General features: G+C 46.8%; 20 protein-coding genes. All 20 read left to right on the forward strand.

Annotation, left to right across the window (positions count from 1 at the left end; genetic code table 11):
- The first annotated feature begins 35 nt into the window (after nt 1-35).
- The 20 genes from proS to dapA all read left to right on the forward strand — a co-directional run bounded on the left by proS (nt 36) and on the right by dapA (nt 24,509).
- Nucleotides 36-1,490 (forward strand): proline--tRNA ligase, encoded by a 1,455-nt coding sequence (gene proS, locus ACR32F_RS11730; protein ID WP_440118860.1) that lies wholly within the window; start codon nt 36-38, stop codon nt 1,488-1,490.
- A 152-nt stretch (nt 1,491-1,642) separates the two neighbouring features.
- A complete protein-coding gene (locus ACR32F_RS11735) occupies nt 1,643-5,962 on the forward strand; it encodes a PolC-type DNA polymerase III (RefSeq protein ID WP_440118861.1) in 4,320 nt (1,439 codons plus the stop codon).
- Nucleotides 5,963-6,218: 256 nt separating this feature from the next.
- Nucleotides 6,219-6,680 carry a ribosome maturation factor RimP gene (gene rimP / locus ACR32F_RS11740; RefSeq protein WP_440118862.1) on the forward strand — a complete coding sequence of 154 codons (462 nt, stop codon included), beginning with the start codon at nt 6,219-6,221 and terminating at the stop codon, nt 6,678-6,680.
- Between the two features lie 123 nt (nt 6,681-6,803).
- The gene (gene nusA, locus ACR32F_RS11745; RefSeq protein WP_440118863.1) at nt 6,804-7,901 is read left to right on the forward strand and encodes a transcription termination factor NusA; all 1,098 of its coding nucleotides are present in this window, start codon (nt 6,804-6,806) and stop codon (nt 7,899-7,901) included.
- A 25-nt stretch (nt 7,902-7,926) separates the two neighbouring features.
- A complete protein-coding gene (rnpM, locus tag ACR32F_RS11750; protein WP_440118864.1) occupies nt 7,927-8,235 on the forward strand; it encodes an RNase P modulator RnpM in 309 nt (102 codons plus the stop codon).
- On the forward strand, nt 8,225-8,554 hold the full coding sequence (locus ACR32F_RS11755; protein ID WP_440118865.1) for a YlxQ family RNA-binding protein: 330 nt from the start codon (nt 8,225-8,227) through the stop codon (nt 8,552-8,554). The genes rnpM and ACR32F_RS11755 overlap by 11 nt, the downstream gene beginning before the upstream one ends.
- Nucleotides 8,547-11,138: a translation initiation factor IF-2 gene (gene infB, locus ACR32F_RS11760; RefSeq protein WP_440118866.1), complete on the forward strand. Its 2,592-nt coding sequence runs from the start codon at nt 8,547-8,549 to the stop codon at nt 11,136-11,138. The genes ACR32F_RS11755 and infB overlap by 8 nt, the downstream gene beginning before the upstream one ends.
- Nucleotides 11,139-11,163: 25 nt before the next feature.
- Nucleotides 11,164-11,523, forward strand: coding sequence for a 30S ribosome-binding factor RbfA (rbfA, locus tag ACR32F_RS11765; protein ID WP_440118867.1), 360 nt, complete (start codon nt 11,164-11,166; stop codon nt 11,521-11,523).
- A gap of 18 nt (nt 11,524-11,541) precedes the next feature.
- Entirely contained in the window at nt 11,542-12,519 is a 978-nt protein-coding gene (locus ACR32F_RS11770; protein WP_440118868.1) for a DHH family phosphoesterase, read from the forward strand.
- Nucleotides 12,513-13,436 (forward strand): tRNA pseudouridine(55) synthase TruB, encoded by a 924-nt coding sequence (gene truB, locus ACR32F_RS11775; RefSeq protein ID WP_440118869.1) that lies wholly within the window; start codon nt 12,513-12,515, stop codon nt 13,434-13,436. Before ACR32F_RS11770 ends, truB begins: the two co-directional genes overlap by 7 nt.
- 68 nt (nt 13,437-13,504) lie before the next feature.
- Entirely contained in the window at nt 13,505-14,443 is a 939-nt protein-coding gene (locus tag ACR32F_RS11780; protein ID WP_440118870.1) for a bifunctional riboflavin kinase/FAD synthetase, read from the forward strand.
- A 159-nt stretch (nt 14,444-14,602) separates the two neighbouring features.
- On the forward strand, nt 14,603-14,872 hold the full coding sequence (rpsO, locus tag ACR32F_RS11785; protein WP_017689136.1) for a 30S ribosomal protein S15: 270 nt from the start codon (nt 14,603-14,605) through the stop codon (nt 14,870-14,872).
- Between the two features lie 252 nt (nt 14,873-15,124).
- Nucleotides 15,125-17,227 (forward strand): polyribonucleotide nucleotidyltransferase, encoded by a 2,103-nt coding sequence (gene pnp / locus ACR32F_RS11790; protein WP_440118871.1) that lies wholly within the window; start codon nt 15,125-15,127, stop codon nt 17,225-17,227.
- Nucleotides 17,228-17,451: 224 nt separating this feature from the next.
- Entirely contained in the window at nt 17,452-18,447 is a 996-nt protein-coding gene (locus tag ACR32F_RS11795) for a polysaccharide deacetylase family protein (protein ID WP_440118872.1), read from the forward strand.
- A gap of 98 nt (nt 18,448-18,545) precedes the next feature.
- Nucleotides 18,546-19,829 (forward strand): M16 family metallopeptidase, encoded by a 1,284-nt coding sequence (locus ACR32F_RS11800; RefSeq protein ID WP_440118873.1) that lies wholly within the window; start codon nt 18,546-18,548, stop codon nt 19,827-19,829.
- Nucleotides 19,789-20,235, forward strand: coding sequence for a dUTP diphosphatase (gene dut, locus ACR32F_RS11805; protein ID WP_440118874.1), 447 nt, complete (start codon nt 19,789-19,791; stop codon nt 20,233-20,235). The genes ACR32F_RS11800 and dut overlap by 41 nt, the downstream gene beginning before the upstream one ends.
- Before the next feature lie 224 nt (nt 20,236-20,459).
- Nucleotides 20,460-21,359 (forward strand): dipicolinate synthase subunit DpsA, encoded by a 900-nt coding sequence (gene dpsA / locus ACR32F_RS11810; protein WP_440118875.1) that lies wholly within the window; start codon nt 20,460-20,462, stop codon nt 21,357-21,359.
- Complete coding sequence (locus ACR32F_RS11815; RefSeq protein ID WP_440118876.1) at nt 21,356-21,952, forward strand: dipicolinate synthase subunit B; 597 nt, start codon at nt 21,356-21,358, stop codon at nt 21,950-21,952. Before dpsA ends, ACR32F_RS11815 begins: the two co-directional genes overlap by 4 nt.
- A gap of 416 nt (nt 21,953-22,368) precedes the next feature.
- Nucleotides 22,369-23,586, forward strand: coding sequence for an aspartate kinase (gene dapG / locus ACR32F_RS11820; RefSeq protein ID WP_440118877.1), 1,218 nt, complete (start codon nt 22,369-22,371; stop codon nt 23,584-23,586).
- A gap of 47 nt (nt 23,587-23,633) precedes the next feature.
- Nucleotides 23,634-24,509, forward strand: coding sequence for a 4-hydroxy-tetrahydrodipicolinate synthase (dapA, locus tag ACR32F_RS11825; RefSeq protein WP_440118878.1), 876 nt, complete (start codon nt 23,634-23,636; stop codon nt 24,507-24,509).
- Nucleotides 24,510-24,571: the final 62 nt, after the last annotated feature.

Consider the following 24,571-nt stretch of genomic DNA (forward strand, 5'->3'; position numbering starts at 1 on the left):
CAGAGGTAGTCTTTATGGGAGGACGCTGGAGTCTTATGTCAAAGGAAAATGATAAACAGTTCGTGACTGAAATTACACCTCAGGGCGAGGATTTCTCACGCTGGTATATTGATGTTATTAAAAAAGCTGATCTCATGGACTATTCACCCGTGCGCGGATGTATTGTTTTCAAACCAGACGGCTTTGAAATTTGGGAGCATATTAAGGATGAGATGGATCGTCGTTTCCGTGAAACGGGCCACCGTAATGCGTACTTCCCGATGTTTATTCCCGAGAGCTTTTTCCAAAAAGAAAAAGAGCATGTAGAAGGATTTAACCCCGAGTTACCTTGGGTTACAGAAGCGGGTGGCGAAAAGCTGGAAGAACGTTTGGCGATCCGTCCAACTTCGGAAACCATTATTGGTCACATGTACTCCAAATGGATTCAGTCCTATCGTGATTTGCCCGTACTGATCAACCAATGGGCTAACGTAGTTCGCTGGGAGAAAAGAACGTTACCTTTCCTTCGTACAACGGAATTCCTCTGGCAAGAAGGGCATACGGCCCACGAGACAGAAGAAGAAGCACGTGAAGAGACGATGAAAATGCTTGAAATCTACCGCGAAGTTGTGGAAGAATATCTGGCGATTCCTGTCATTACGGGACAGAAGACAAAATCCGAGAAATTTGCGGGTGCTGTTGACACCTTCTCCATCGAAGCGATGATGAAGGACGGACGTGCAGTACAAGCAGGAACTTCCCATTATATGGGCACAAACTTTGCAAAAGCTTTTGAAATCCAGTATCTTAGCCGCAACAACGTGCTGGAACTGGCTCATACCACTTCATGGGGAACAAGCACACGTTTGATTGGTGCCTTGATTATGGTTCACGGAGATGACCGTGGTCTCGTGCTTCCTCCTAAAGTAGCACCAACCCAAGTCGTTATGATTCCTATCGGACCTCCCAAAACACGTGATGCTGTTGTAGGTCGTGCGGATGAGTTGTTCGCCGAGCTCAAACAGGCTGGAGTCCGTGTTAAAATGGATGATCGTAGTGATGTTCGTCCAGGGTGGAAATTCAATGAATACGAGATGCGCGGTGTTCCGATTCGTCTCGAAATTGGCCCACGCGATATGGAGAACGGTGTATGCGTGCTCGTGTCACGTATCACTGGAGAGAAGAAAGTCGTAGAACAGGCGAATCTGGTGGAAGAAATCCAGACTATGCTTACCCAAGTGCAGCAAGATATGTTGGAACGTGCTCGGACTTTTATGTCGGACAACTTCTATTCCGTGGATACGCTCGATGAGATGAAAGAATTGATGGAAAACAAGCGTGGCTTTACACTGGCTGGATGGTGCGGTTCAGACGCTTGCGAAGATAAAGTGAGAGAAGTAACAGGTGCGACAAGCCGGAACATCCCGTTCCAGCCTGCGGAAGAAAAGCATACGTGCCTGGCTTGTGGTGAACAAGCGAAACATACTGTGGTATTTGCAAGAGCGTATTAGGTCAGGAAAATCTGACTAGCGGCATATATGGACTGTATGAGTAAGGAATGAAGAGCTTCTGTCGGATAAAATGAGTCGGTGCGAGTTCGGATCGGGGACATTTTTGAATGCAGAAGCTTTTTATGTTTTAAGGGGGGGCAAGGAGGAACAGGATGAGTGGATTCGAGGAGAAAAGAAAACGGTTTGAGTTGTTGATGAAACAGACGGAGCTCCCGGCTGGCCTAGTGGAGCCTTACTTTTTGGATGGATGGATCGAGCGAGTGGAGACAAATCGTAATAATCGGGACTGGAATATCCTGATCGCGAAGGATACCTTGGTGCCTGCTCCAATCTATCGTACGTTTTGTCTGCATATCCAGGAGAAGATGAATCATATTGCCAAAATTTCTTTTGGCTTCAAATATAGTGAACAGGTAGAGATTGGCGATATCGTCAGTGAGTATTGGAACCTGTTCTTGGAGTGGGTCACGCGCGAGATTCCTTCTGTAAACGGTTGGATGAACCGTACCACGTTTGAATGTGAAGCAGATCTGCTGCAACTGACAATGAGTGACGCAACATCAATGGAACTGGCACGTAAGAAACAGATTGATCAGGCTATCACGACTTTTTATGACAAGTACTTTCATCTACCGCTTCGCATCAAGATGCAAGTGGGCGAAGTGGCAAGCAATAAAGAGGCGATGGAGCAGTTCCAGGCCAAAAAACGTATAGAGGAACTTGAGGTCATCGAAAAGATGATGAGTGAAGCGGAGTCGGAAATGCCTGTGGATGAAGAACAGGGCGACTTGCGTTTGCAAATGGGATACGATATCAAGGAGCCACCTGTACCCATGCAGGAAATCCAGGATGAAGAGAAAAAGGTTACATTGCAAGGAGCTGTTTTCGGCCTTGACCGCAAAGAACTGCGAAATGGCAATACATTGTTCACATTCTATCTGACGGATTACACCGATTCCATGCAAATGAAGATGTTTGCCAAGACAAAAGAGGATGTTAAAATTCTCAGCTTGCTGTCAAATGGCAAATGGGTGAAAGTGCGTGGCCGTGTAGAATACGACAGATTTATGCAAATTCCGGAACTGGCTATGATCCCTTCGGATTTGATTGAAGTTAAGGCACCGCCGTCCCGCAAGGATAATGCAGTGGTGAAACGGGTGGAGTTCCATTTACACTCGACAATGAGCACGATGGATGCTGTAACTTCGATCGATAAGTACGTGAAAACAGCAGCAGAATGGGGTCACAAAGCGATTGCAGTAAGTGATCATGGTGGTGTACAGGTATATCCGGAGGCCTCCAAGGTAGCGAAGAAAAACGGAATTAAAATGATTTACGGGCTTGAGGCCAATGTAGTGAACGACTCTGTTGCAGTTGTAATGAATCCGCAGCCGTTGGAGCTCAAAACAGCAACGTATATCGTATTTGATATTGAGACCACCGGTCTTTCGGTCACACAGAACAAGATCATTGAGATTGCTGCTGTGAAAATGGAAGACGGTAAAGAGATTGATCGATTCGCTACGTTTGTTAATCCGCATGAGCGCATTCCCTATAATATTCAACAGCTGACTAACATCAACGATGACATGGTGAAAGATGCACCGGAGCTGGAACCTGTTATTCGTGAATTTGTACAGTTTGCTGGTGATGGGGTACTGGTTGCGCATAATGCACGTTTCGATATGGGCTTCATCCAGGCTTCCCTGAGACAACTGGGAATGCCGGAACTTCCGAACCCTGTTCTGGATACGTTGGAATTGGCGCGATTACTTTATCCAAAAATGAAAAATCACCGTCTGAATACGCTGGCAGATAAATATAAGGTCGGGCTGGAGAGTCATCACCGTGCCATCGACGATACGATTGCTCTTGCTGGCATAATGACCGGATTGCTAAATGATGCTGCCCAGATGAAAGGATTGACGATGTTTGATCGTCTTAACGATTATGTGGGTGTCGATTTGTCGAATACAAGACCGTTCCATTGCGGAATCTACGCCTTAAACGAGATTGGTAAGAAAAATCTCTACAAACTGGTATCTCTTTCTCATACGGAGCATTTTAAGCGGGTACCTTGCATTCCAAAATCCAAACTTATCAATTTACGTGAAGGTTTGATCATTTTATCTGGTTGTGAAAAAGGCGAGTTCTTCGAAGCGGTGCTTAACAAATCGCTTGAAGAAGCGGAAGAGATCGCCGAGTTTTATGACATTTTGGAGATCCAGCCGCTGACGATGTACATGCATTTGGTGGATAAAGGGTTAGTAGCTACACCAGAAGAAATAAAAACGGCGATACGCAAAGTCATTGATATCGGGACAAAACTCGATAAACCAGTAATCGCCACAGGTAATGTGCACTATCTGGAACCCCGAGACAAGCTATATAGGGATATCACGATTCATGGGATCACAGGATTTAGTCCGCTCAAAGATCAGCGTAAACCGGATGCTCACTTTAGAACGACGGATGAGATGCTGGAAGAGTTCCAGTTCTTAGGGCAGGATAAAGCATACGAAGTTGTGGTTACGAATACGGTCGAATTAGCTGAACGGTTTGAAGAAATCAAGCTGTTCCCGGACAAATTGTTTACACCGATTCTGGAAGGTGCGGATGAAGAAATCCGTAATACCTGCTATAACACCGCCAAGTCAATCTATGGCGAGGAACTACCGGAAGTGATTGTGGCAAGACTAGAGAAAGAACTGATCCCAATTATTAAATATGGTTTCTCTGCCAACTATCTGATCTCGGAACGACTGGTTAAAAAATCGAATCAGGATGGTTACCTCGTAGGGTCAAGGGGATCAGTCGGTTCCTCTGTCGTTGCTACATTTCTGGGTATATCCGAAGTTAATCCACTGCCTGCACACTATATCTGTGTGAATTCGGAATGCAAGCACAGTGAATGGTTCCTGGATGGCAGTGTCCGAAGCGGGTTTGACCTTCCTGAGAAAGAATGCCCGGATTGTAGTAACACACTCAAAGGAGAAGGACAGGATATACCGTTCGAGACCTTCCTTGGATTTAAAGGAGATAAAGTTCCCGATATTGACTTGAACTTCTCTGGTGATTACCAGCCTCATGCGCATAACTACACGAAAGTGCTATTTAGTGAAAAAAGCGTGTTTCGTGCGGGAACCATTGGTACGGTGGCTGAGAAAACAGCATTTGGTTTTGCAAAGAAGTATGAGGAACAGCATCAGAAGAAATGGCGTGGAGCCGAGCTGAATCGTCTGGCTTCTGGTTGCACTGGGGTTAAGCGGAGTACAGGACAGCATCCCGGCGGTATTGTCGTGGTACCTGATTACATTGAGGTCGAAGATGTAACACCGGTTCAATTCCCGGCAGATGATGTTAATGCAGAGTGGAAAACAACACACTTTGACTATCATGCTTTTGAAGAAAATTTGCTGAAACTCGATATTCTGGGGCATGATGATCCGACCATGATGCGGATGTTACAGGATTTGACAGGAGTCGATCCAACGACGATTCCGATGAATGATCCTAAAGTCATGAGCATGTTCAACTCGACGGAATCGCTGGGAGTAACGCCTGAACAGATTCGTTCACCTGTCGCAACGTTTGGTGTACCTGAGATGGGTACAAAATTCGTGCGTCAAATGTTAGTCGAATCCCAGCCGACATCCTTTGCCGATTTGTTGCAGATTTCGGGACTATCACACGGAACGGGTGTATGGCTTGGTAATGCACAGGATCTGATCAAAAACGGCACATGTAACATCAAAACAGTAATTGGTTGCCGGGATGATATTATGTTGTTCCTGATATACAAGGCGGGTATGGACGCAAGTCTGGCGTTTAAAATTACGGAGAGTGTTCGTAAGGGACGCGGTCTGCCACAGGAATGGATTGATGAGATGAAGAATTGTAAAGTGCCACAGTGGTACATTGATTCCTGTCTCAAAATCCAGTACATGTTTCCGAAGGCTCACGCGGCCGCTTACGTTATCTCAGCAGTACGTACTGCGTTCTTTAAGCTGTATCATCCGATTGAATATTACGCGACCTACTTTACCGTTCGTGCGGATGAGATTGATATCGAACTGATCTGCCAGGGATATGACGCTATCTATCGGAAAATTGTGGAGATTGAGCAATTAGGATTTCAGGCATTGCCCAAAGAAAAAAACATGCTGCCTGTTCTGGAGATGGGACTGGAAATGACTGCTCGTGGATTCTCTCTCAAACCGATCGATTTATATCGTTCTGAAGCCACGAAGTTTATCGTTGACGGGAAATCCCTAATCCCTCCATTTTCCGCTTTGGCCGGAATCGGGGACAATGCAGCACGCAATATTGCTGCGGCAAGAGAACATGGTGAGTTTCTCTCCGTGGAAGATTTCCAGCAGAAATCAAAAGCAAGTAAGACTATTATTGAACTCTTATCCAACATGGGTTGTTTCCGTGGTTTGCCAGAGAGCAATCAGCTATCCTTATTCTAGAGTTAGATTACGGGCATAAATCGATCCGTAATCGGGTATGCGTATTTTTTTCTTCATTAGTAAGTAAACGGCCTGAGCTATCGCTTACTTGTCACTATTACCAGACTATGTTATAATTTTTGAAGTGAACGAGATAGTACGAATTTCTAAAGAGTGGGGAAACCCACTCTTTAGTCTTTGGTATACAAGAATCTTGGGTAATGAATAATTTTCCAGTGATATTTACTGGTGTAGCCTAAGTTGGAGGTTATCGGTTTTGAGCACAACGAACATTAAATCTACCGTGGAAGAAATGATCCAACCCTACTTGAACGAACAAGGCTTCGAGCTGGTTGACATCGAATACGTCAAAGAAGGCAGCAACTGGTTTTTACGGGTGTATGTCGACAAAGAGGGTGGCATCGACATCGACGATTGCGTCTTGATCAGCGAAAAGCTGAGCGCCAAGCTGGATGAGAACGATCCGATTCCAACCATCTATTTCCTTGAAGTGTCTTCTCCTGGTGCGGAACGTCCACTGAAAAAAGCGGAGGATGTTGCCAAAGCCGTAGGTAAAAACGTATTTATTACGACCTACGAGTCGGTGAATGGAATAAAGGAATTTGAAGGCAAACTGCTTTCCTTTGATAACGGGGAACTTGTGATCGAAGCAGGCAAGAAACAGCATGCCATTTCTTATGAGAAGGTTGCCAGTGCGCGTCTGGCTATTCTGTTTTAGGTGCCGTGTTCACTTTATTAATGAAAAAGACACATCTCACGATAACGGCAAGGTGCTCATGAGTCTAGAGCCTTTCGCCGTTTTACGTATGAGATGCCATGTTTGAAAGGGGGATCAACATTCATGAGTATGGATTTTATTGAAGCAATGAATGAATTGGAGCGGGAAAAAGGGATCAGCAAGGATGTGCTGTTCGAAGCAATCGAAGCAGCGCTAATCTCCAGCTACAAGCGTAATTTCAACACCGCCCAGAATGTGCGTGTTGATATGAACCGCAATACCGGTGTTATCCGCGTGTACGCCCGCAAATTGATTGTGGAAGAAGTCCTGGATTCACGTACCGAAATTTCATTGCCTGCTGCACGAGAAATCAATCCTCACTTCCAGCTGGAAGATATTGCGGAGATTGAAGTTACGCCGCGTGATTTCGGACGTATAGCCGCACAAACTGCCAAACAGGTAGTTACCCAGCGGATTCGTGAAGCCGAACGCGGCCTGATCTACAACGCTTTCGTTGATAAGGAAGAAGATATCGTTACGGGAGTGGTGCAGCGTCAGGATTTGCGCAATATCTACATCGATCTGGGCAAAATCGAAGCGGCTTTGCCGCTGACCGAATTGATGCCGAACGAGAAGTTTGTTCATGGTGATCGTATTAAGGCTTATATCACCAAGGTCGAGAATACGACCAAAGGGCCGCAAATCATTTTGTCCCGTACCCATCCGGGACTGTTGAAACGTCTCTTTGAACTGGAAGTACCTGAAATTTTTGACGGTGTGGTTGAGATTCGTTCCGTTGCACGCGAAGCGGGTTTCCGCTCCAAGATTGCCGTTCATTCCCGCAATGAGGAAGTTGATCCGGTTGGATCATGTGTAGGCCCAAGAGGAATACGCGTGCAGACCATTGTGGGTGAGCTGCGCGGTGAAAAAATTGACATCGTTCGTTTCTCTGACCAGGTAAACGAATATGTGGCTAACGCACTTAGCCCTTCCAAAGTATTGGAAGTTCAAGTGTTTGAGGAAGAAAAGATGGCTCGGGTTATTGTTCCTGACTATCAACTGTCCCTCGCCATTGGTATCAAAGGTCAAAATGCCCGATTGGCAGCCAAGCTGACCGGCTGGAAAATCGACATTAAGAGCGAGAGCCAGGCGGAACAGGAATTCGGAAGAGAAAAAGATTCTTCTTCGGAAATGCATCAAGATTCCGTCTCCGTCGACTAAAGTAAAGCACGGGGGGCGCTAACGTATGAAAACAAAAAAGGTACCACTGCGCAAATGTGTGGCGTGCCAGGAAATGATGCCCAAAAAGCAACTGATCCGCATCGTTAAAACGCCAGAGGATGAAGTGCTTATCGATTTGACTGGCAAAAAGTCCGGACGAGGTGCTTATTTATGTGGCAAAGAGTCCTGTTTTAAACTTGCACTCAAAAACCGGTCCCTGGATCGGGCGCTGAAGGGCAAGGTTTCACCGGAAATTTACGAGCAATTGGCAGCTGATTTCGTCGCGGTAGAGGATGAATTCGTAGCAGCGCAGGAGCGTGATAATGATGAATAATAAAACTCTGTCTTATCTGGGACTCTCTATGCGTGCAGGTAAACTTGTAACTGGTGAAGAAATCGTGCTCAAAGCGATCCGTTCTTCCGAAGCTAAAATGGTTATTGTTGCGGGTGACGCCTCGGCCAATACACAAAAGAAATTTCGCGACAAATGCGGAACATATAAGGTTCCACTGGTGATCGGATTTGACCGGGATAGTCTGGGTTCAAGTATCGGTAAAGAAACGCGGGTTGTTCTTGCAGTAACGGATCGAGGGTTTGCAAAAATGATCTCCAAGCAAATCGGGATAATGTCGGAGGTGGAGTATATTGAGTAAACAGGAAAACAAGGATAAATTGCGAGTCTATGAGTATGCGAAGTCCCTTAATATGAGCAGCAAAGAAATTATAACCATTCTTAAAAAGCTGGATATTCCCGTAAACAATCATATGAGCGTTATGGAGAATGGATCAGTGGGTAAGGTGGAACAATTTTTTAAAGACATAAAATCCACTGCTGCTTCGAAGCAAAGTAATGAGGCAAAACCCGTTGCTACTTCGGCAGTGCGCAGTGACAAAACAGTGGACAGCAACAAGCCGGCCGGCGGAGTGAACACGCCGAATAGCAGTAACCCACCCGGTAGTCCCGTACAAACAAAAATACAACAGGAAAAGCAGGTAGGTATGAACAATAGACCAAATTCAAACAATAACAATGGCTCCCAAAGACCTAGCGGCCAAGGCACGACTGGCAGCAACAGAACGAACTCTTCCCAAGGCTCAAGCCAAGGGGGACAATCAAGTAACCGTCCAAGACCAGCTCAAAGTGGACAAAGCAGTACAACATCCCGTCCGCAAGGATCGGGTCAACGTCCGAATAACAGCGGTGGCGGTCAAGCAAGACCTTCAGGACCAAGTGGCGGCGGTAATGCCGGTACTGGCGGCAACCGTAGTGGTGGTCAAGGTCAGAGCCAAGGACAAGGCCAACGCAGAAGCGGCCCAGGTGGCACGACTGGCAGCAACAACAATAGCGGTAACCGTTCGAACAGCGGTGGCGGTGGACGTCGTTATGATGACAATCGTGGCGGCAACTTCCGTGGTAACCGTGGCGGCAAAAACAATCGCAACAGAAATCAACAACAGTATCAGCAACGTGAGAAAATTGATAACACACCTAAGAAAATTATCGTTCGCGGTGATATGACTGTTGGTGAAACAGCGAAGTTGCTCCATAAGGACGCTTCCGAAGTTATCAAAAAACTCATTGCTATGGGTGTTATGGCAACAATCAACCAAGAGCTTGATATCGAAACGATCCTATTGCTTGCAAGTGAATTCGGTGTTGAGGTTGAAGTGAAGATCGTGCTTGAAGATGATCGTTTCGAGACGCTGGAAGAAAATGATGAAGCTGCTGACTTGCAATCTCGTCCACCAGTAGTTACGATCATGGGTCACGTTGACCATGGTAAAACAACATTGCTTGATGCGATTCGTTCCACGAATGTATCCGATGGCGAAGCAGGCGGAATCACGCAGCACATCGGTGCATATCAAGTTGAAATTAACAACAAAAAGATCACGTTCCTGGATACTCCGGGTCACGAAGCGTTTACAGCGATGCGTGCGCGGGGCGCACAGGTTACGGATATGACGATTATTGTCGTAGCTGCGGATGACGGTGTTATGCCACAAACGATTGAGGCGATTAACCACGCCAAAGCTGCTGGGCTTCCCATTATCGTGGCTGTCAACAAAATTGACAAGCCGGGCGCTGATCCAGACAAAGTGAAACAAGAATTAACCAGCTATGAACTCGTTCCAGAAGAGTGGGGCGGAGATACCATCTTTGTTAACGTGTCAGCGAAACAAAGAATGGGTCTGGAAGGTCTGCTTGAAATGATTCTGCTCGTTGCAGAAGTGAACGAATACAAAGCGAACCCGGACAAACGTGCCCGCGGTACAGTGATTGAAGCCGAGCTGGATAAAGGACGTGGCCCAGTTGCCCGTATCCTCGTACAGCACGGTACACTGAAAGTTGGAGATGCTTTTGTTGCAGGTAACTGCTTCGGTCGCGTACGTGCGATGGTGAATGACAAAGGCCGCCGTTTAAAAGAAGCTGGACCTTCAACACCTGTAGAAATCACAGGTCTGACTGAAGTTCCAGGTGCGGGAGATCCATTCATGGTGTTTGAGGATGAGCGCAAAGCGCGTTCAATCGCTGACAAACGTGCGATCACGCAACGTGAATCCGATCTGGGTACTCATACTCGCGTGACGCTGGATGATCTGTTCCAGCACATCAAAGATGGCGAGATCAAAGATTTGAACGTCATTATCAAAGGTGACGTACAAGGTTCGGTTGAGGCATTAAAAGGTTCCCTTGCAAAAATCGAAGTTGAAGGTGTACGCGTGAAAATCATTCATAGCGGCGCTGGTGCAATCACGGAGTCTGACATCATTCTGGCTGCGGCATCCAATGCTATCGTGATTGGTTTCAACGTTCGTCCTGATAATCAGGGGAAATTGACTGCAGATCAAGAGCAAGTAGACATTCGTCTGCATCGCGTGATCTACAGTGTTATTGAAGAAATTGAACAAGCAATGAAAGGTATGCTTGATCCGATCTACAAAGAAAAAGTAATCGGTCATGCTGAAGTTCGGAGCACGTTCTCTATCAGTAAAGTGGGTACCATTGCTGGATGTATGGTTACCTCGGGTAAAATTACGCGTTCTGCGGAAGCACGCCTGATTCGTGATGGCATCGTCCTTTACGAAGGCAAGCTGGATTCCCTGAAACGTTACAAAGATGATGCCAAAGAAGTAGCCCAAGGTTACGAGTGCGGTATCACGCTGGATAAATACAATGATCTCAAAGAAGGCGACATTATCGAAGCCTTCATTATGGAGACAGTACAACGATAAGCAAGGAAGCATGAGGTGAACAACAATGGCTAAGATTCGTACAGGTAGAGTGGGCGAGCAGATCAAGAAAGAAATGAGTCTGCTCATCCAGTCTGAACTGAAAGATCCACGTATCGGCTTTATTACCGTAACGGGAGTCGAAGTGACAGGAGACTTGTCGCAAGCCAAGGTTTATCTGAGTGTCTTCGGTGAACAGGAGCAAAAAGATAACACGCTCAAAGCGCTGGCAAAGGCAAATGGATTTTTGCGTTCCGAGCTGGGCAAGCGTATCCGATTTCGCCATGTTCCCGAGTTGATATTCAAGATCGACGAATCGATCGCTTATGGCAGCCGAATTGAGAAGCTGCTTGGCGACATTGATTCCGACAAGAACGAATCCCAGTAACAGAATAAGGAGACGGCAATGCACACTTATGAACAGGCGCTTCAGAACGGAAAGCAATTTCTGTTGGAGCATGATGATTACCTGGTCGTGTCGCATGTACAGCCGGACGGTGACGCAGTCAGCTCGACGGTAACGATGGGCTGGCTGCTGTCATGTCTGGGTAAGACATTCACGATGATAAATGAAGGTGAAATTCCGCAACGCATGCATTTTTTGTGGGAAGCCGGCAACATTGTGAACATGACCGAACAACCCCCGCAGCGTAAATACAAAGCAGTAATCTGTGTGGACTGTGCAGACTTTGCCAGAGTAGGCTTGACTCGTCAGTATTTCGAAGAAGATGCTGTTATTTTGAATATTGATCATCATCCTACAAATGACGCTTATGGTACAGTCAACATCATTAAGTCTGATGCTGCTGCAACAGCTGAAATTTTGTTCGATTTCCTCAACCTGTTTCCAGTGACATGGGATAAAGCTGTCGCAACGGCAATCTATACAGGATTGCTTACGGATACAGGTGGGTTCCGCTATGCCAATACAAGTCCAAATGTGATGACAACGGCTTCCAGACTGCTTGAACATGGAGTGGATGGACCTTATCTGGCCCAGACCTTGTTGGAGCAGGTGACTCTTCCACAAGTTCGGATTCTCAATCAAGCGCTATCCAGCCTACAGATGACAGAAGATGGCAAGATAGCTTGGGTCGTAATCACACCTGAAGACATGATTGCGTGTGTTGCATCGAATGAAGATCTCGAAGGGGTAGTAAACTATCCACGTAATATTCAAGGTGTGGAAGTCGGTATCTTTTTCAAAGTCATTAATGAGAACGCTGTAAAGGTATCACTTCGCTCAGCTGGTAAAATTGATGTTGCTGCACTTGCACAGACATTTGGTGGAGGCGGGCATGTTCTCGCAGCTGGATGTCGCGTGGAAGGCAAACTGGAAGATATTATCGCAAAAGTGCTCAAGCAGGTGAATTCACAATGGTAAAACCATTTGAAGGCGTACTTCCGGTATATAAACCGGCGGGATTTACTTCCCATGATGTCGTAGCCAAAATGCGTCGTATACTCAAAATGAAGCGTATTGGTCATACGGGCACATTGGACCCGCAAGTCACTGGCGTACTTCCGCTTTGTCTAGGCCGAGCAACTCGTGTGGTGGAGTACATGCAGGAGCTTCCCAAGGAATACCTGGCAACGCTCAGACTGGGTCTGTCTACCGATACAGAAGACATGACGGGTGAAGTTGTCGAGCGGTCGGAAACGCCTGTGGAAGTGACTGAGGAACAGGTGCAGAAGGTGCTTGAACAATTTCTGGGTACCATCTCCCAAGTTCCGCCGATGTATTCTGCGGTTAAGGTGGACGGCAAACGTCTGTATGAACTTGCACGTGAAGGAAAAACGGTAGAGCGTAAGAGTCGTGAAGTTACGATATATGAGCTTGAATTGACAGGAATCGAGATTCAAGGTGATACAACCGATATTTCCTTCCGCGCTTTGTGCTCCAAGGGTACGTATATTCGAACGTTGTGTGTGGATATCGGCAGAAAATTGGGATACCCATCCACAATGTTACAGCTGGAACGAACCATATCGGCGGGAATCTCCGCGGATCGTTGCCTCCGTATTGAAGAAGTGGAGCAACACATGGCAGAGGGAACATTAGCAGAGGTGTTAATTCCGGTTGATGAAGCCATTGCTTCCATTCCATCACATACAGTGGGTAAAGATCTGGCTAAGGGAGCACTTCAGGGCCAGAAATTGTCAGCGCGTTTGTTGGAACCACCTGTAGAACAACCTGGTCTATTGCGCTTATATGCTCAGGATGGAACGTTTCTGGGGATATTTGAGCGGGATGAATTGAAAGCAACGGTGAGAGCGGTTAAAGTCTTTTTGCCGGAATAAAGAGGTAAAGGTTTGAGTTATGGTGATGCTCAGGCTTGGCCTATCAAGTGAAATGCAGGTGAATGATTGTGAAAACCGTAATGCTAACCTATCCGCAGACGTTACATTCGACTGAGCTGAGCACACTTCCCCAAGTGCTTGCGATTGGTCAATTCGACGGACTGCATCTCGGACATGCAAGTGTCATCTTATCAGCTGTCCGCATTGCGCGCGAAACAGGCATGCAGGCAGCGGTCATGACCTTTCATCCACATCCGAAGGAAGTTATGCGCAAAGGGGATTACGAGGGTTACTTAACTCCCTTGAGAGATAAAGAAGACATCTTGGCAGGGATGGGCGTTGATGTGCTCTACGTGGTGGAGTTCAATGAGGACTTCTCACGGTTGACGCCGCAACAATTCGTGCATGACCTGTTGATTCCTCTTCAGACGAGAACAGCGGTAGTTGGTTTTGACTTCCGTTTCGGTCACAAGGGTGCAGGAGATGAACAGCTTCTTCGTACATTGGGAGAAGGGGAAATGACGGTTGAGACCGTTCCTCCGTTCCTGTTAAATGGTGAGAAAGTGAGCAGCTCTCTCATTCGAGGCCTGTTGAAACGTGGGGAGATGGATGAGGCCAGTCAATGGCTTGGCCGACCTTACAGTATCAGGGGAACTGTAATTCACGGGGAGAAGCGTGGGCGAACCATTGGTTTTCCAACAGCTAACCTTGAACTCACGGATCATTTTGTTACACCGTCAAAGGGTGTTTACGCTGTTCGTGTGCAGTATGGCGATCAGGAACTGCGTGGCGTAATGAATCTCGGTGTGAAACCTACGTTTCACGAAAATGGGATGAAACCTACGTTTGAAGTGCACCTGCTTGATTTTGATGGACACTTGTATGACCAGGAATTAAAGGTCGAGCTTGTTCATTATATTCGTGAAGAACGAAAGTTTGAATCGATTGATGCATTGATTAGCCAGATTCGTGAAGATGCATTAACTGCCGGCCGCCTGTTATCTTAAGGCTTTGGATAAAATGCATGTTTACATTTACATTGACTGGGCAATTATGATATAATGTACTATGTTGTCGTTTGAGACAACACATAACCTTGGCTTGGTTGCTTGCTCTCACCGGCGGTGACGAGGCTAATGGCGATTATAATGAAGGAGGTGAACAGGATGGCATTGACTCAAGAACGTAAACAACAACTGATCGACGAGCACAAAACTCACGAGTCCGATACAGGATCTCCAGAGGTGCAAGTTGCTATCCTTACGGAAAACATCACAAGTTTGACAGATCACTTGCGTACGCATAAGAAAGACCACCACTCACGTCGTGGACTTTTGAAAATGGTAGGTCAACGTCGTAAGCTTTTGGCTTACGTGAAAAACAAAGATGTTAAACGTTACAGCGCTTTGATCGAGAAACTCGGATTGCGTCGTTAATTCTCGTACATGTTTTCAAAACCAACCTGGCTGTTATCCGTCATTCCTTTGTCTAAAAGGACAAGCGGAACTTACAGCCGGGTTGTTTTGTAGATGAATATGTTCCCATATATTTGTAGCTGAGGGCTCCGCAAGGAGCTTTTGTTTTGTAAGTGAGCATGTTGCTGCGGAGTTAATGAATACAGGACAAGCAGGAAATACTGTGAAAATGCAGAATCCATTGTGTTAGGAACGAATAAAAGGAGGAATTTCATGGAACAGCGTGTTGAAATGCAGCTTGGTGGAAGAAAGCTTACGCTTGAAACCGGGCGTTTGGCCAAGCAGGCTAATGCTGCCGTTAAGGTAACGTACGGGGATACCGTTGTATTGTGTACCGTGACAGCATCAAGTGAGCCGAAAGATCTGGACTTTTTCCCATTAACGGTAAACTATGAGGAAAGATTGTATGCCGTAGGTAAAATCCCGGGTGGCTTTATTAAACGTGAGGGCAGACCAAGTGAGAAAGCGATCCTTTCAAGCCGTCTGACTGACCGTCCGATTCGTCCATTGTTCCCGGAAGGCTTCCGGAATGATGTACAAGTTCTGAATATCGTTATGAGTGTGGATCAGGACTGCGAACCGCAAATCGCTGCAATGATTGGTACATCGGCTGCACTGAGCATTTCGGATGTTCCATTCAGTGGACCGATTGGTGGCGTAAAAGTGGGACGCATTGATGGTGAGTTCATCATTAATCCAACGATTGCACAGCTTGAAGTTAGTGAGATTGAACTGGTTGTTGCAGGAACCAAAAATGCCATCATGATGGTTGAAGCCGAAGCAAACGAAGTGCCGGAAGAAGTGATGCTCGAAGCAATCATGTTCGGACATGATGAGATCCAAAATATTATTGCTGTAATCGAACAACTCGTGAAAGTGGCCGGCAAAGAAAAAATGGCTGTGAAATTGCATACCGTTAATGCTGAAGTTAACAGCGATGTGCGTGATTTCGCCAGTGCTCGTCTGGTTGAAGCGGTTAAAATTGCTGAGAAACACGCTCGTCAGGATGCAATCGATCTCGTGAATGACGAAACCGTTGCTCACTTTGCAGAGAAATATATTGAAAGTCCGGAATTGCTCAAAGACGTGAAGGAAGTTCTGCATGATATCGTCAAAGAAGAAGTGCGCCGTCTGATCACCCATGATAAAGTTCGTCCGGATGGACGTGGACTTGCTGAAATTCGCCCAATTGAATGTGATACATCTCTGCTGCCACGTGCACATGGTACAGGACTGTTTACACGTGGTCAAACGCAAGCGCTTAGCGTTTGTACACTTGGTGCACTGGGTGATGTTCAGATTTTGGACGGAATCAGTCTTGAAGAAACGAAACGATTCATGCATCACTATAACTTCCCACCATTCAGCGTAGGTGAAGCTCGTCCATTGCGTGCTCCAGGCCGTCGCGAAATCGGACATGGTGCACTGGGTGAGCGCGCTCTTTCCAAAGTGATTCCTTCCGAAACGGATTTCCCATACACGATTCGTTTGGTATCTGAAGTTCTGGAATCCAACGGCTCATCATCTCAGGCAAGTATCTGTGCCAGCACTTTAGCTATGATGGATGCAGGTGTTCCAATCAAAGCTCCGGTTGCGGGCGTGGCTATGGGTCTGATCAAAGATGGTGATCATGTATCCATTCTGAGTGATATTCAAGGTATGGAAGATCACCTGGGTGACATGGACTTCAAAGTAGCAGGAACACCAGAAGGTGTAACCGCGATTCAAATGGATATTAAAATTGATGGGATTAATCGTCAAATTTTGTCGGATGCATTGGCGCAAGCCAAAGAAGGTCGTATGCACATTTTGGGCAAAATGAACGAAATTTTGAAAACTCCACGTGAGCAGCTTTCACAATACGCACCTAAAATTACAACCATGCATATCAATCCGGACAAAATCCGTGATGTTATCGGTGCAGGTGGTAAAATTATCAATAAAATCATCGAGGAAACCGGTGTTAAAATTGATATTGAACAGGATGGACGCGTCTTTATCGCTTCTTCCAACCAGGAGATGAATGATAAAGCTAAATCGATCATCGAGGGAATCGTGCGTGAAGTACTGATCGGCGAGATTTATGTCGGTAAAGTGAAACGTGTAGAGAAATTCGGTGCATTTGTTGAAGTGTTACCAAACAAAGAAGGTCTGGTACACATCTCACAACTGTCTACAGAACGTGTTGCCAAAGTGGAAGATGTTGTTGCCATTGGTGATTCCATTACTGTAAAAGTTACGGAAATTGATCCGCAAGGTCGAATCAACCTTTCCCGCAAGGCCGCATTGACTACTGAAGCTCCGGCTCAATCCTAGGTTATCGGTACAAGTTTTCTAACATGATATATTGAATGAAGAGACAGAATATGTATTTCTGGCTCTTTTTTTAACGTTTAAATACAGGTTGAGAAATAGCTCTTCGAATCCCGTAAAGGTTGTGGAACAAGCTCATAGGATGCTTCACATGTACAGGCTATTTTATTCATATTCTTGCCCTTGTCCTCATATGATGGGGACAAAGACGGCGGGAGGATGGAGCTGTGGGAAACCAATCCAAAAAGCTGGCGGCTGTTCTGGTAGGTATGGCAGCTGTCATACTGGTCGGACAAGTGGGCAGTGTACGTACATACATTACGGAAATCCGTGATGGACCAGGCACGCAAAATGCATTTGATATGTTCAAAGAGGCAACTGGAGAAGATGCACTGTTATCGGCGATCCGAGATAAAGCAGCCGAAACGAAGATCACTCCGGTAAATGCCAGATTGGACCGGGTTTGGAAAGCGATACCTGGCTATAATGGCATTGAAATTGATGTGGAGGCTACGTATCGCAAAGCGCTTGGCGGGACGTTGAATACCAAGATCTCGTATGTCTATCGTCAGACAGAACCTGAGATTCAGCTCAAGGATTTGGGTGCTCATCCGATTTACCGGGGAAATGCCGAAAAACCCATGGTATCGTTTATGATTAATGTGGCCTGGGGCAATGAGTACATTATCCTGATGCTGGATACGCTTGAGGCTGAAAAGGTCAGAGCCACTTTTTTTCTGGATGGCAGCTGGTTAAGCAAAAACGAAGAACTGGCCAAGGAAATCCAAAAGCGCGGACATGAGCTGTCCAATCATGCATATTCACATCCCAATATGAGTCGGCTGAGTAGGGAAAGGGCAAAACTAGAAATTAGTAAAACCCAGGATCTGCTGAAACAAAAATTGGGTGTGGAAAATCATTGGTTTGCTCCGCCTTCCGGTGATTTCAATCAACAGACTGTGGATATCGCCTCCGGCATGGGCCTGCAAACGGTTCTATGGACGCTAGATACCGTTGATTGGCGCAAACCGAGTTCTGATTCTGTCGTGGCTAAAATCACCAAAAATGCGGAAGCTGGTACATTAATTCTGATGCATCCAACGGCAGCTTCATCAGGAGCCTTAAAAGAAATGATTTCGGCTATACGAGCCAAGGGGCTTACCCTTGGGACAGTTAGTGAAACGTTATCATCCGAGCGTGTGAAAACGTCGGCGGTTGAGTGAACGGTGTTTTTTTGTTAATATCAAACAGTTGGAACCAAATGTCGATTTCGATGTCGCATCGAGATCAAGGCAATTATAGAGATGTAGGAGGGCCAACCGTGAAAAAAATTCAGCTGGGCAATGGCCTCAGAGTAGTCATGGAACAGATTCCTACCTGTCGTTCCGTGTCTTTCGGAATATGGGTCAAGACAGGTTCTCGTAATGAGCAGCCTGTAAGCAACGGAGTATCTCATTTTATTGAACACATGCTGTTCAAAGGAACGGATCGTTATGACGCTAAAGCGATTGCGGAGCAGTTCGATGCGATCGGTGGTAACGTGAATGCGTTCACTTCCAAAGAATACACATGTTACTACGCCAAAGTATTGGATGAACATCTGCCGATAGCCGTTGATGTATTGTCCGATATGTTTTTCCGTTCTAAAATGGATGATGGTGAGTTGATCAAGGAGAAAAACGTCATCCTGGAAGAGATCTCGATGTATGAGGATACGCCGGATGACATGGTTCATGATCTCATGGCCATGGCTGCATATGGAGAGCATCCACTCGCTTATCCAATTCTGGGTACCGAAGAGCGTCTCAAAGCGATGGATTCAAGCCATCTGCGTGCATATATGAATCAGCACTACACAATTGAAAATACAGTCATTAGTATCGTCGGAAACATTGATGACAGTGTAATCGATCTGATGGAAAAACATTTTGGTGCTTTTGATGTGAACGGTGTGGCTGAGCAAGTTACGATGCCGGCATTCCAGAGCGGACAGCTCTTTCACAAAAAGAAAACGGAACAGAATCATATCTGTATCTCGTTCCCGGGATGTAAAATCGGAGATCCACTCCAGTTCGCGATGGTTGTACTGAATAACGCCATTGGCGGAGGCATGAGTTCCCGACTGTTCCAGGAAATTCGTGAGAAACGTGGCCTTGCTTACTCCGTTTATTCCTATCATAGTTCTCATGCGGACAGCGGACTTTTCACCATATATGCGGGTACAGCGCCTAAACAGACGAAGGAAGTACTGGATCTGACCAAAGAGGTCCTGCACGATCTGGCGGTAAACGGCCTGTCTGAGGATGAACTGCGTAAAGGAAAAGAACAGCTGAAGGGTAGTCTGATCCTCAGTTTGGAAAGCACAGGCAGCCGGATGAATCGTCTGGGTAAAAACGAGCTGATGCTGGGAAGACACCATACGCTAGATGAAATGATTGCCAAAATTGAGCAAGTAACGATGGACGATATCAATGCGGTACTCGACCTGATGTTTGCCGAGCCGTTCGCACTCGCCATGGTTGGCGCTTCTGATAAGACGATCGCTGGATTGAGAAGGGATGATTTTGTTGCATTACGTTCAAATACAGAAATTACCGGGCAATGAAGATATTAAATTGCCACAAAAAATGTCCGAGCTGGCATCCGGCTTTGATGTGGTAGCTGCACTTCAGGAAGATGTTGTGCTGCAGCCGGGTCAGCGTACGCTGATCCCTACCGGACTTGCGATGGCCATGCCGGCTGGACTGGAAGCACAGATCCGTCCACGCAGTGGCTTGGCTTTCAAACATGGAATTACCTGTCTGAACACACCTGGCACCATTGATGCGGATTATCGCGGTGAAGTTAAGGTTCTGTTGATCAATCTCGGTCAAGAGCCGTTCACGATTGTACGCGGAGAGCGCATTGCCCAAATCGTGTTCCAAACGGTTCCAGCAGTGGAGTTAACTGAGGTAGCTGAATTGTCGGAAACCGTACGTGGAGAGGGTGGATTTGGTCATACCGGGAAATAACCCCGTATCCAAACGGTCCAATAGAACTTTTGTATGAAGGTTCCATCTTTGTGGTTAACTGAACATGGTCTCCAAGAGTCGTCCCATAGAGGGGCGGCTTTTTGTATTTCTGGAGGAGTTAAGGGAACAACACTTCACACGATGGGGAGATTTTATTGTTTTCACCCACCCGTGGGCCACTGCATACGATAAGGCATACATGTGGTGAAAGGAGTGACGTCCCGATGCTGACCGGAGTCCGGATTGTAGTCCTGGGTGGAGATGCGCGGCAGCTTGAAGTCATTCAAAAATGCACTGAGCTGGATGCAACGGTAAGTGTAGTGGGTTTTGATAAACTGGAGCGCTCCATTCCGGGTATCGAACACCAGGAACTGGAGGACGAAGTGTTTGCTTCGGCAGATGTGCTGGTGCTTCCTGTTGTTGGTTGTGATGATCAGGGGAAAGTAAGTACTTCGTTCAGTGACACACCGATCTTTTTGAAAAAGGAACATGTTGCGGCATTGCCGGAGCATTGCATCGTGTTCACAGGAATGGCGAAGCCGTTTTTGCGTGCACTTTGCCGGGAAAATGGCCTGCGACTTGTGGAAGTACTCGATCGTGATGATATCGCACTCTACAACTCCATTCCAACGGCTGAGGGTGCCATTGCCATGGCGATTCGGGAGACGGACTTCACGATCCACGGCTCGGAATGCATCGTACTTGGCTTAGGTCGAACAGGATTCACAATGGCCAAAACATTGCAGGGACTTGGGGCAAATGTACGGGTGGGAATCAGGCGGGGAGAGGATGTTGCTCGCGCTGCTATTATGGGCTGGAAGCCTTTCATGACAACGGATTTGGCCGCTCAAACCGGGGCAGTTGACTTGCTTTTTAATACGATACCGACTATGATAATCACAGCACAAATCCTGTCCAGAATGCCGCAAAAAGCAGTGATTATTGACCTCGCATCCGCTCCTGGTGGCTGTGATTTCAGGTATGCTGAAAAACGCGGTATCAAAGCGCTACTTGCGCCTGGCCTCCCCGGCATTGTTGCTCCCAAAACGGCTGGTGGCATTATTGCCGACGCGTTGATCCGTTTGCTTTTGGAAGAACAAAACGCACGGGAGGTTGAACAATGAACTGGCAGGGAAAAACGGTAGGTTACGCAATTACGGGTTCTCATTGTACGTTTGAAGAGGTTATGCCGGTGATAAGCCGCTTTGTGACTGAAGGGGCCAATGTGGTTCCGATTATTTCGAATTCAGTTCTGACGACAGATACACGCTTTGGCACTGCGCAAAATTGGCAAAAACAGTTGAAAGATATAACAGGGAATGATATCATTTCTACAATTGTTGAGGCAGAGCCGTTAGGGCCATCCAAATTGCTCGATGTGCTTGTGATCGCTCCCTGCACAGGGAATACAACGAGCAAGCTGGCTAATGCGATGACCGACACTCCGGTGTTGATGGCAGCCAAAGCACAGATGCGTAATCAGCGTCCGTTGGTGCTTGCCATTTCCACAAATGATGGTCTTGGATTGAATGCTGCGAACATCGCCAAATTGCTTGTGGCCAAATATTTGTATTTTGTGCCGTTTGGGCAGGATGATCCGGTAAAAAAACCGAATTCGTTAGTCGCCAAAATGGAGCTGATTCCAGAGACCTGCTGGAGTGCACTGGAAGGCAGACAGCTGCAGCCAATGATTGTGGAGCGTTCTGCACAGGCATGATGATATAAGGGTCCGTCATGTATCAGCGTGGGTTTATAAACGACTCTGCAATACGAAAGTTACGGGGATAATGGTAAGACGCTAGAAGGAATGAAGAGGGTTCGAGAGACAAGGAAAATCATGGGGGACGATATGCTGGTTTGAACAGCTACTGTGTCCGTGTTCCTGGTATAAAAGGGCATTCCTGCTTGCAACGGCAAGGTCGGGCAAGTGGGACGTGCATTGGGAACGTGCGTCGTGATATCGATAACAACCGCCACCTTTTTGTGGATTGTCCTAGACCACCAGCAAAAAGGAACGGCATGGAATACCGTATCATTTGCTGAGCTAATCGCATCAGAACGCTCCCTAGGGTGATCTATTTGTTGATTCGACCCGTGTCCAGTATTCTTGCGTACACAAATGGAGGAATAAAGATGCGCATCATGGTACAGAAATTCGGAGGCACGTCTCTCTCCACCGTTCAGGCGAGAGAGCACGTGCTCCGTCACATTAAACGTGAACTTGAAGCAGGATTGAATCTGGTCGTCGTTGTGTCAGCGATGGGCCGCCGCGGCGAGCCTTATGCTACCGATACGTTGCTGGACTGGACTGCACAGAACGGAAATGCAATATCTGCACGTGAAAAGGATTTATTGCTGTGCTGCGGTGAAATAATATCTGCGACAACGTTGAGCAGTTTGCTGGAACATGAAGGTATCCCCACTACAGTGCTGACCGGTGCGCAAGCAGGTTTTGTGACGGACGACAATTTCGGGAATGCCCGAATTTTGGATGTCCGTCCTGTTCGTGTGCTGGAGCAGCTCCAGCGTGGGCGTGTTGTTATTGTTACCGGATTCCAGGGTCAGACGGAGAACGGAGACTTTACAACGCTGGGTCGTGGAGGCAGTGATACTTCAGCGACAGCCCTCGGTGCAGCATTGCGCGCTGAAATGGTAGATATATATACGGATGTAAACGGAATATTGACCGCTGATCCGCGCATTGTAGAGGACGCACGTGCGTTGACGGTCGTGAGTTATGCCGAGATTTGTAACATGGCACATCAAGGGGCTAAGGTCATTCATCCTCGTGCAGTTGAGATTGCAATGCAATCCCAAATTCCAATGCGAGTGCGGTCTACCTTTGCAGACAGTGAGGGGACGCTGGTTACGCATCCGGAAGGGTTCCAGGATGTGCAGACAGGCATTGTTGACCGTTATGTAACCGGGATTGCCTATGTAAGTAATGTAACGCAAATTACGGTGGATGTACCCGGCGGTGCAGATCGTTTGCAGCTGAAAGTGTTCAAGACAATGGCTGAAAATTCGATAAGCGTAGATTTTATTAATGTTACCCCATCGGGAGTTGTCTATACGGTGTTTGACAGTGATTCCGAGAAGGCCATACAGGTATTGCAGGAGATTGGTCTCAAACCTCAGAGTCTGTCTGGTTGTGCTAAAGTTTCCGTTATAGGCGGAGGAATCAATGGTGTGCCAGGCATAATGGCACGGATCGTGGAATCATTGACACTGGCTGACATCCAGATTCTGCAATCGGCAGATTCGAATACAACGATCTGGGTACTTGTGAAAAAAGAAGACATGGTTCAGGCCTTAAGGGCACTTCACGCCTCATTCGAACTTCATTTGTAAAAAGCTGTAGCAATACGAACGAGACCTGTTCTGAAGGAGGAATCGAATTGGACTTTGGAAGATTGATTACAGCAATGGTCACTCCGTTCAATGAACAAGGAGAGATTCATTGGGAGGAAACAGCACGTCTTATAGACTACTTGATTGCAGATCAAAAGTCTGAGACGCTCGTTGTTTCCGGAACAACAGGTGAGTCTCCTACGCTTAGCGACAATGAAAAAGTAGAACTATTCAAATTCACAGTGAAACATGCTGCTGGACGATGTAAAGTTATAGCCGGAACGGGTAGCAACAATACAGCACATTCGATTCATCTGACGCAGGAAGCCGAACTTGCGGGTGTGGATGGCATTTTATTGGTTGTTCCCTATTACAACAAACCGAGTCAAGAAGGAATGTTCAAACATTTTGAGGCCATTGCCAATGCAACGAAATTGCCGATTATGTTGTACAACGTTCCTGGACGTACGGCAGCCAGTCTGTCTGCTGCAACAACACTTCGCTTGGCACAGATCCCTAATGTTGTGGCAACGAAGGAATGTGTATCTTTAGAGCAAGTAACCCAGATTGCCGCTGGAGCTCCGGAGCATTTCAAGGTGTACTCGGGAGATGACGCTTCCGGCTTGCCTGCAATTGCTGTAGGAGCTTACGGCATCGTCAGCGTGGCGAGTCATGTGGTAGGTGCGCAAATGAAACAAATGATTGAAGCTTTCATTGGTGGCGCACCTTTACAGGCGTCTAAGATACATCAGCAGTTGTTTCCGGTGTACAAAGGTTTGTTCGAGTGCCCACAGCCTCTACCGAACCCGGTAGCCGTGAAGTATGCGCTGACGTTGCGTGGTTTGAACGTGGGGTCTGTCCGTCTGCCGCTCATAGCTCCAACGGAGGATGAGCAAATCTTTATTGAGGGTTTGTTTCATTAGCACCTTATGCATACGGCACTGTTTTATTAACTTTTGTAAACACATAGCTATGGCAGAAGAAC

The sequence above is a fragment of the Paenibacillus hebaui genome (assembly GCF_051934385.1).
In the GTDB taxonomy this organism is placed as follows: domain Bacteria; phylum Bacillota; class Bacilli; order Paenibacillales; family Paenibacillaceae; genus Paenibacillus.

What these genes read in the sequence shown, in the direction of transcription:
- rnpM (WP_440118864.1), top strand. Translation starts at nt 7,927, where the DNA reads ATGAAAACAAAAAAGGTACCACTGCGCAAATGTGTGGCGTGCCAGGAA.
- truB (WP_440118869.1), top strand. Translation starts at nt 12,513, where the DNA reads ATGGTAAAACCATTTGAAGGCGTACTTCCGGTATATAAACCGGCGGGA.
- rbfA (WP_440118867.1), top strand. Translation starts at nt 11,164, where the DNA reads ATGGCTAAGATTCGTACAGGTAGAGTGGGCGAGCAGATCAAGAAAGAA.
- ACR32F_RS11770 (WP_440118868.1), top strand. Translation starts at nt 11,542, where the DNA reads ATGCACACTTATGAACAGGCGCTTCAGAACGGAAAGCAATTTCTGTTG.
- dapG (WP_440118877.1), top strand. Translation starts at nt 22,369, where the DNA reads ATGCGCATCATGGTACAGAAATTCGGAGGCACGTCTCTCTCCACCGTT.
- proS (WP_440118860.1), top strand. Translation starts at nt 36, where the DNA reads ATGTCAAAGGAAAATGATAAACAGTTCGTGACTGAAATTACACCTCAG.
- ACR32F_RS11755 (WP_440118865.1), top strand. Translation starts at nt 8,225, where the DNA reads ATGATGAATAATAAAACTCTGTCTTATCTGGGACTCTCTATGCGTGCA.
- dpsA (WP_440118875.1), top strand. Translation starts at nt 20,460, where the DNA reads ATGCTGACCGGAGTCCGGATTGTAGTCCTGGGTGGAGATGCGCGGCAG.
- nusA (WP_440118863.1), top strand. Translation starts at nt 6,804, where the DNA reads ATGAGTATGGATTTTATTGAAGCAATGAATGAATTGGAGCGGGAAAAA.
- ACR32F_RS11735 (WP_440118861.1), top strand. Translation starts at nt 1,643, where the DNA reads ATGAGTGGATTCGAGGAGAAAAGAAAACGGTTTGAGTTGTTGATGAAA.
- ACR32F_RS11815 (WP_440118876.1), top strand. Translation starts at nt 21,356, where the DNA reads ATGAACTGGCAGGGAAAAACGGTAGGTTACGCAATTACGGGTTCTCAT.
- rpsO (WP_017689136.1), top strand. Translation starts at nt 14,603, where the DNA reads ATGGCATTGACTCAAGAACGTAAACAACAACTGATCGACGAGCACAAA.
- pnp (WP_440118871.1), top strand. Translation starts at nt 15,125, where the DNA reads ATGGAACAGCGTGTTGAAATGCAGCTTGGTGGAAGAAAGCTTACGCTT.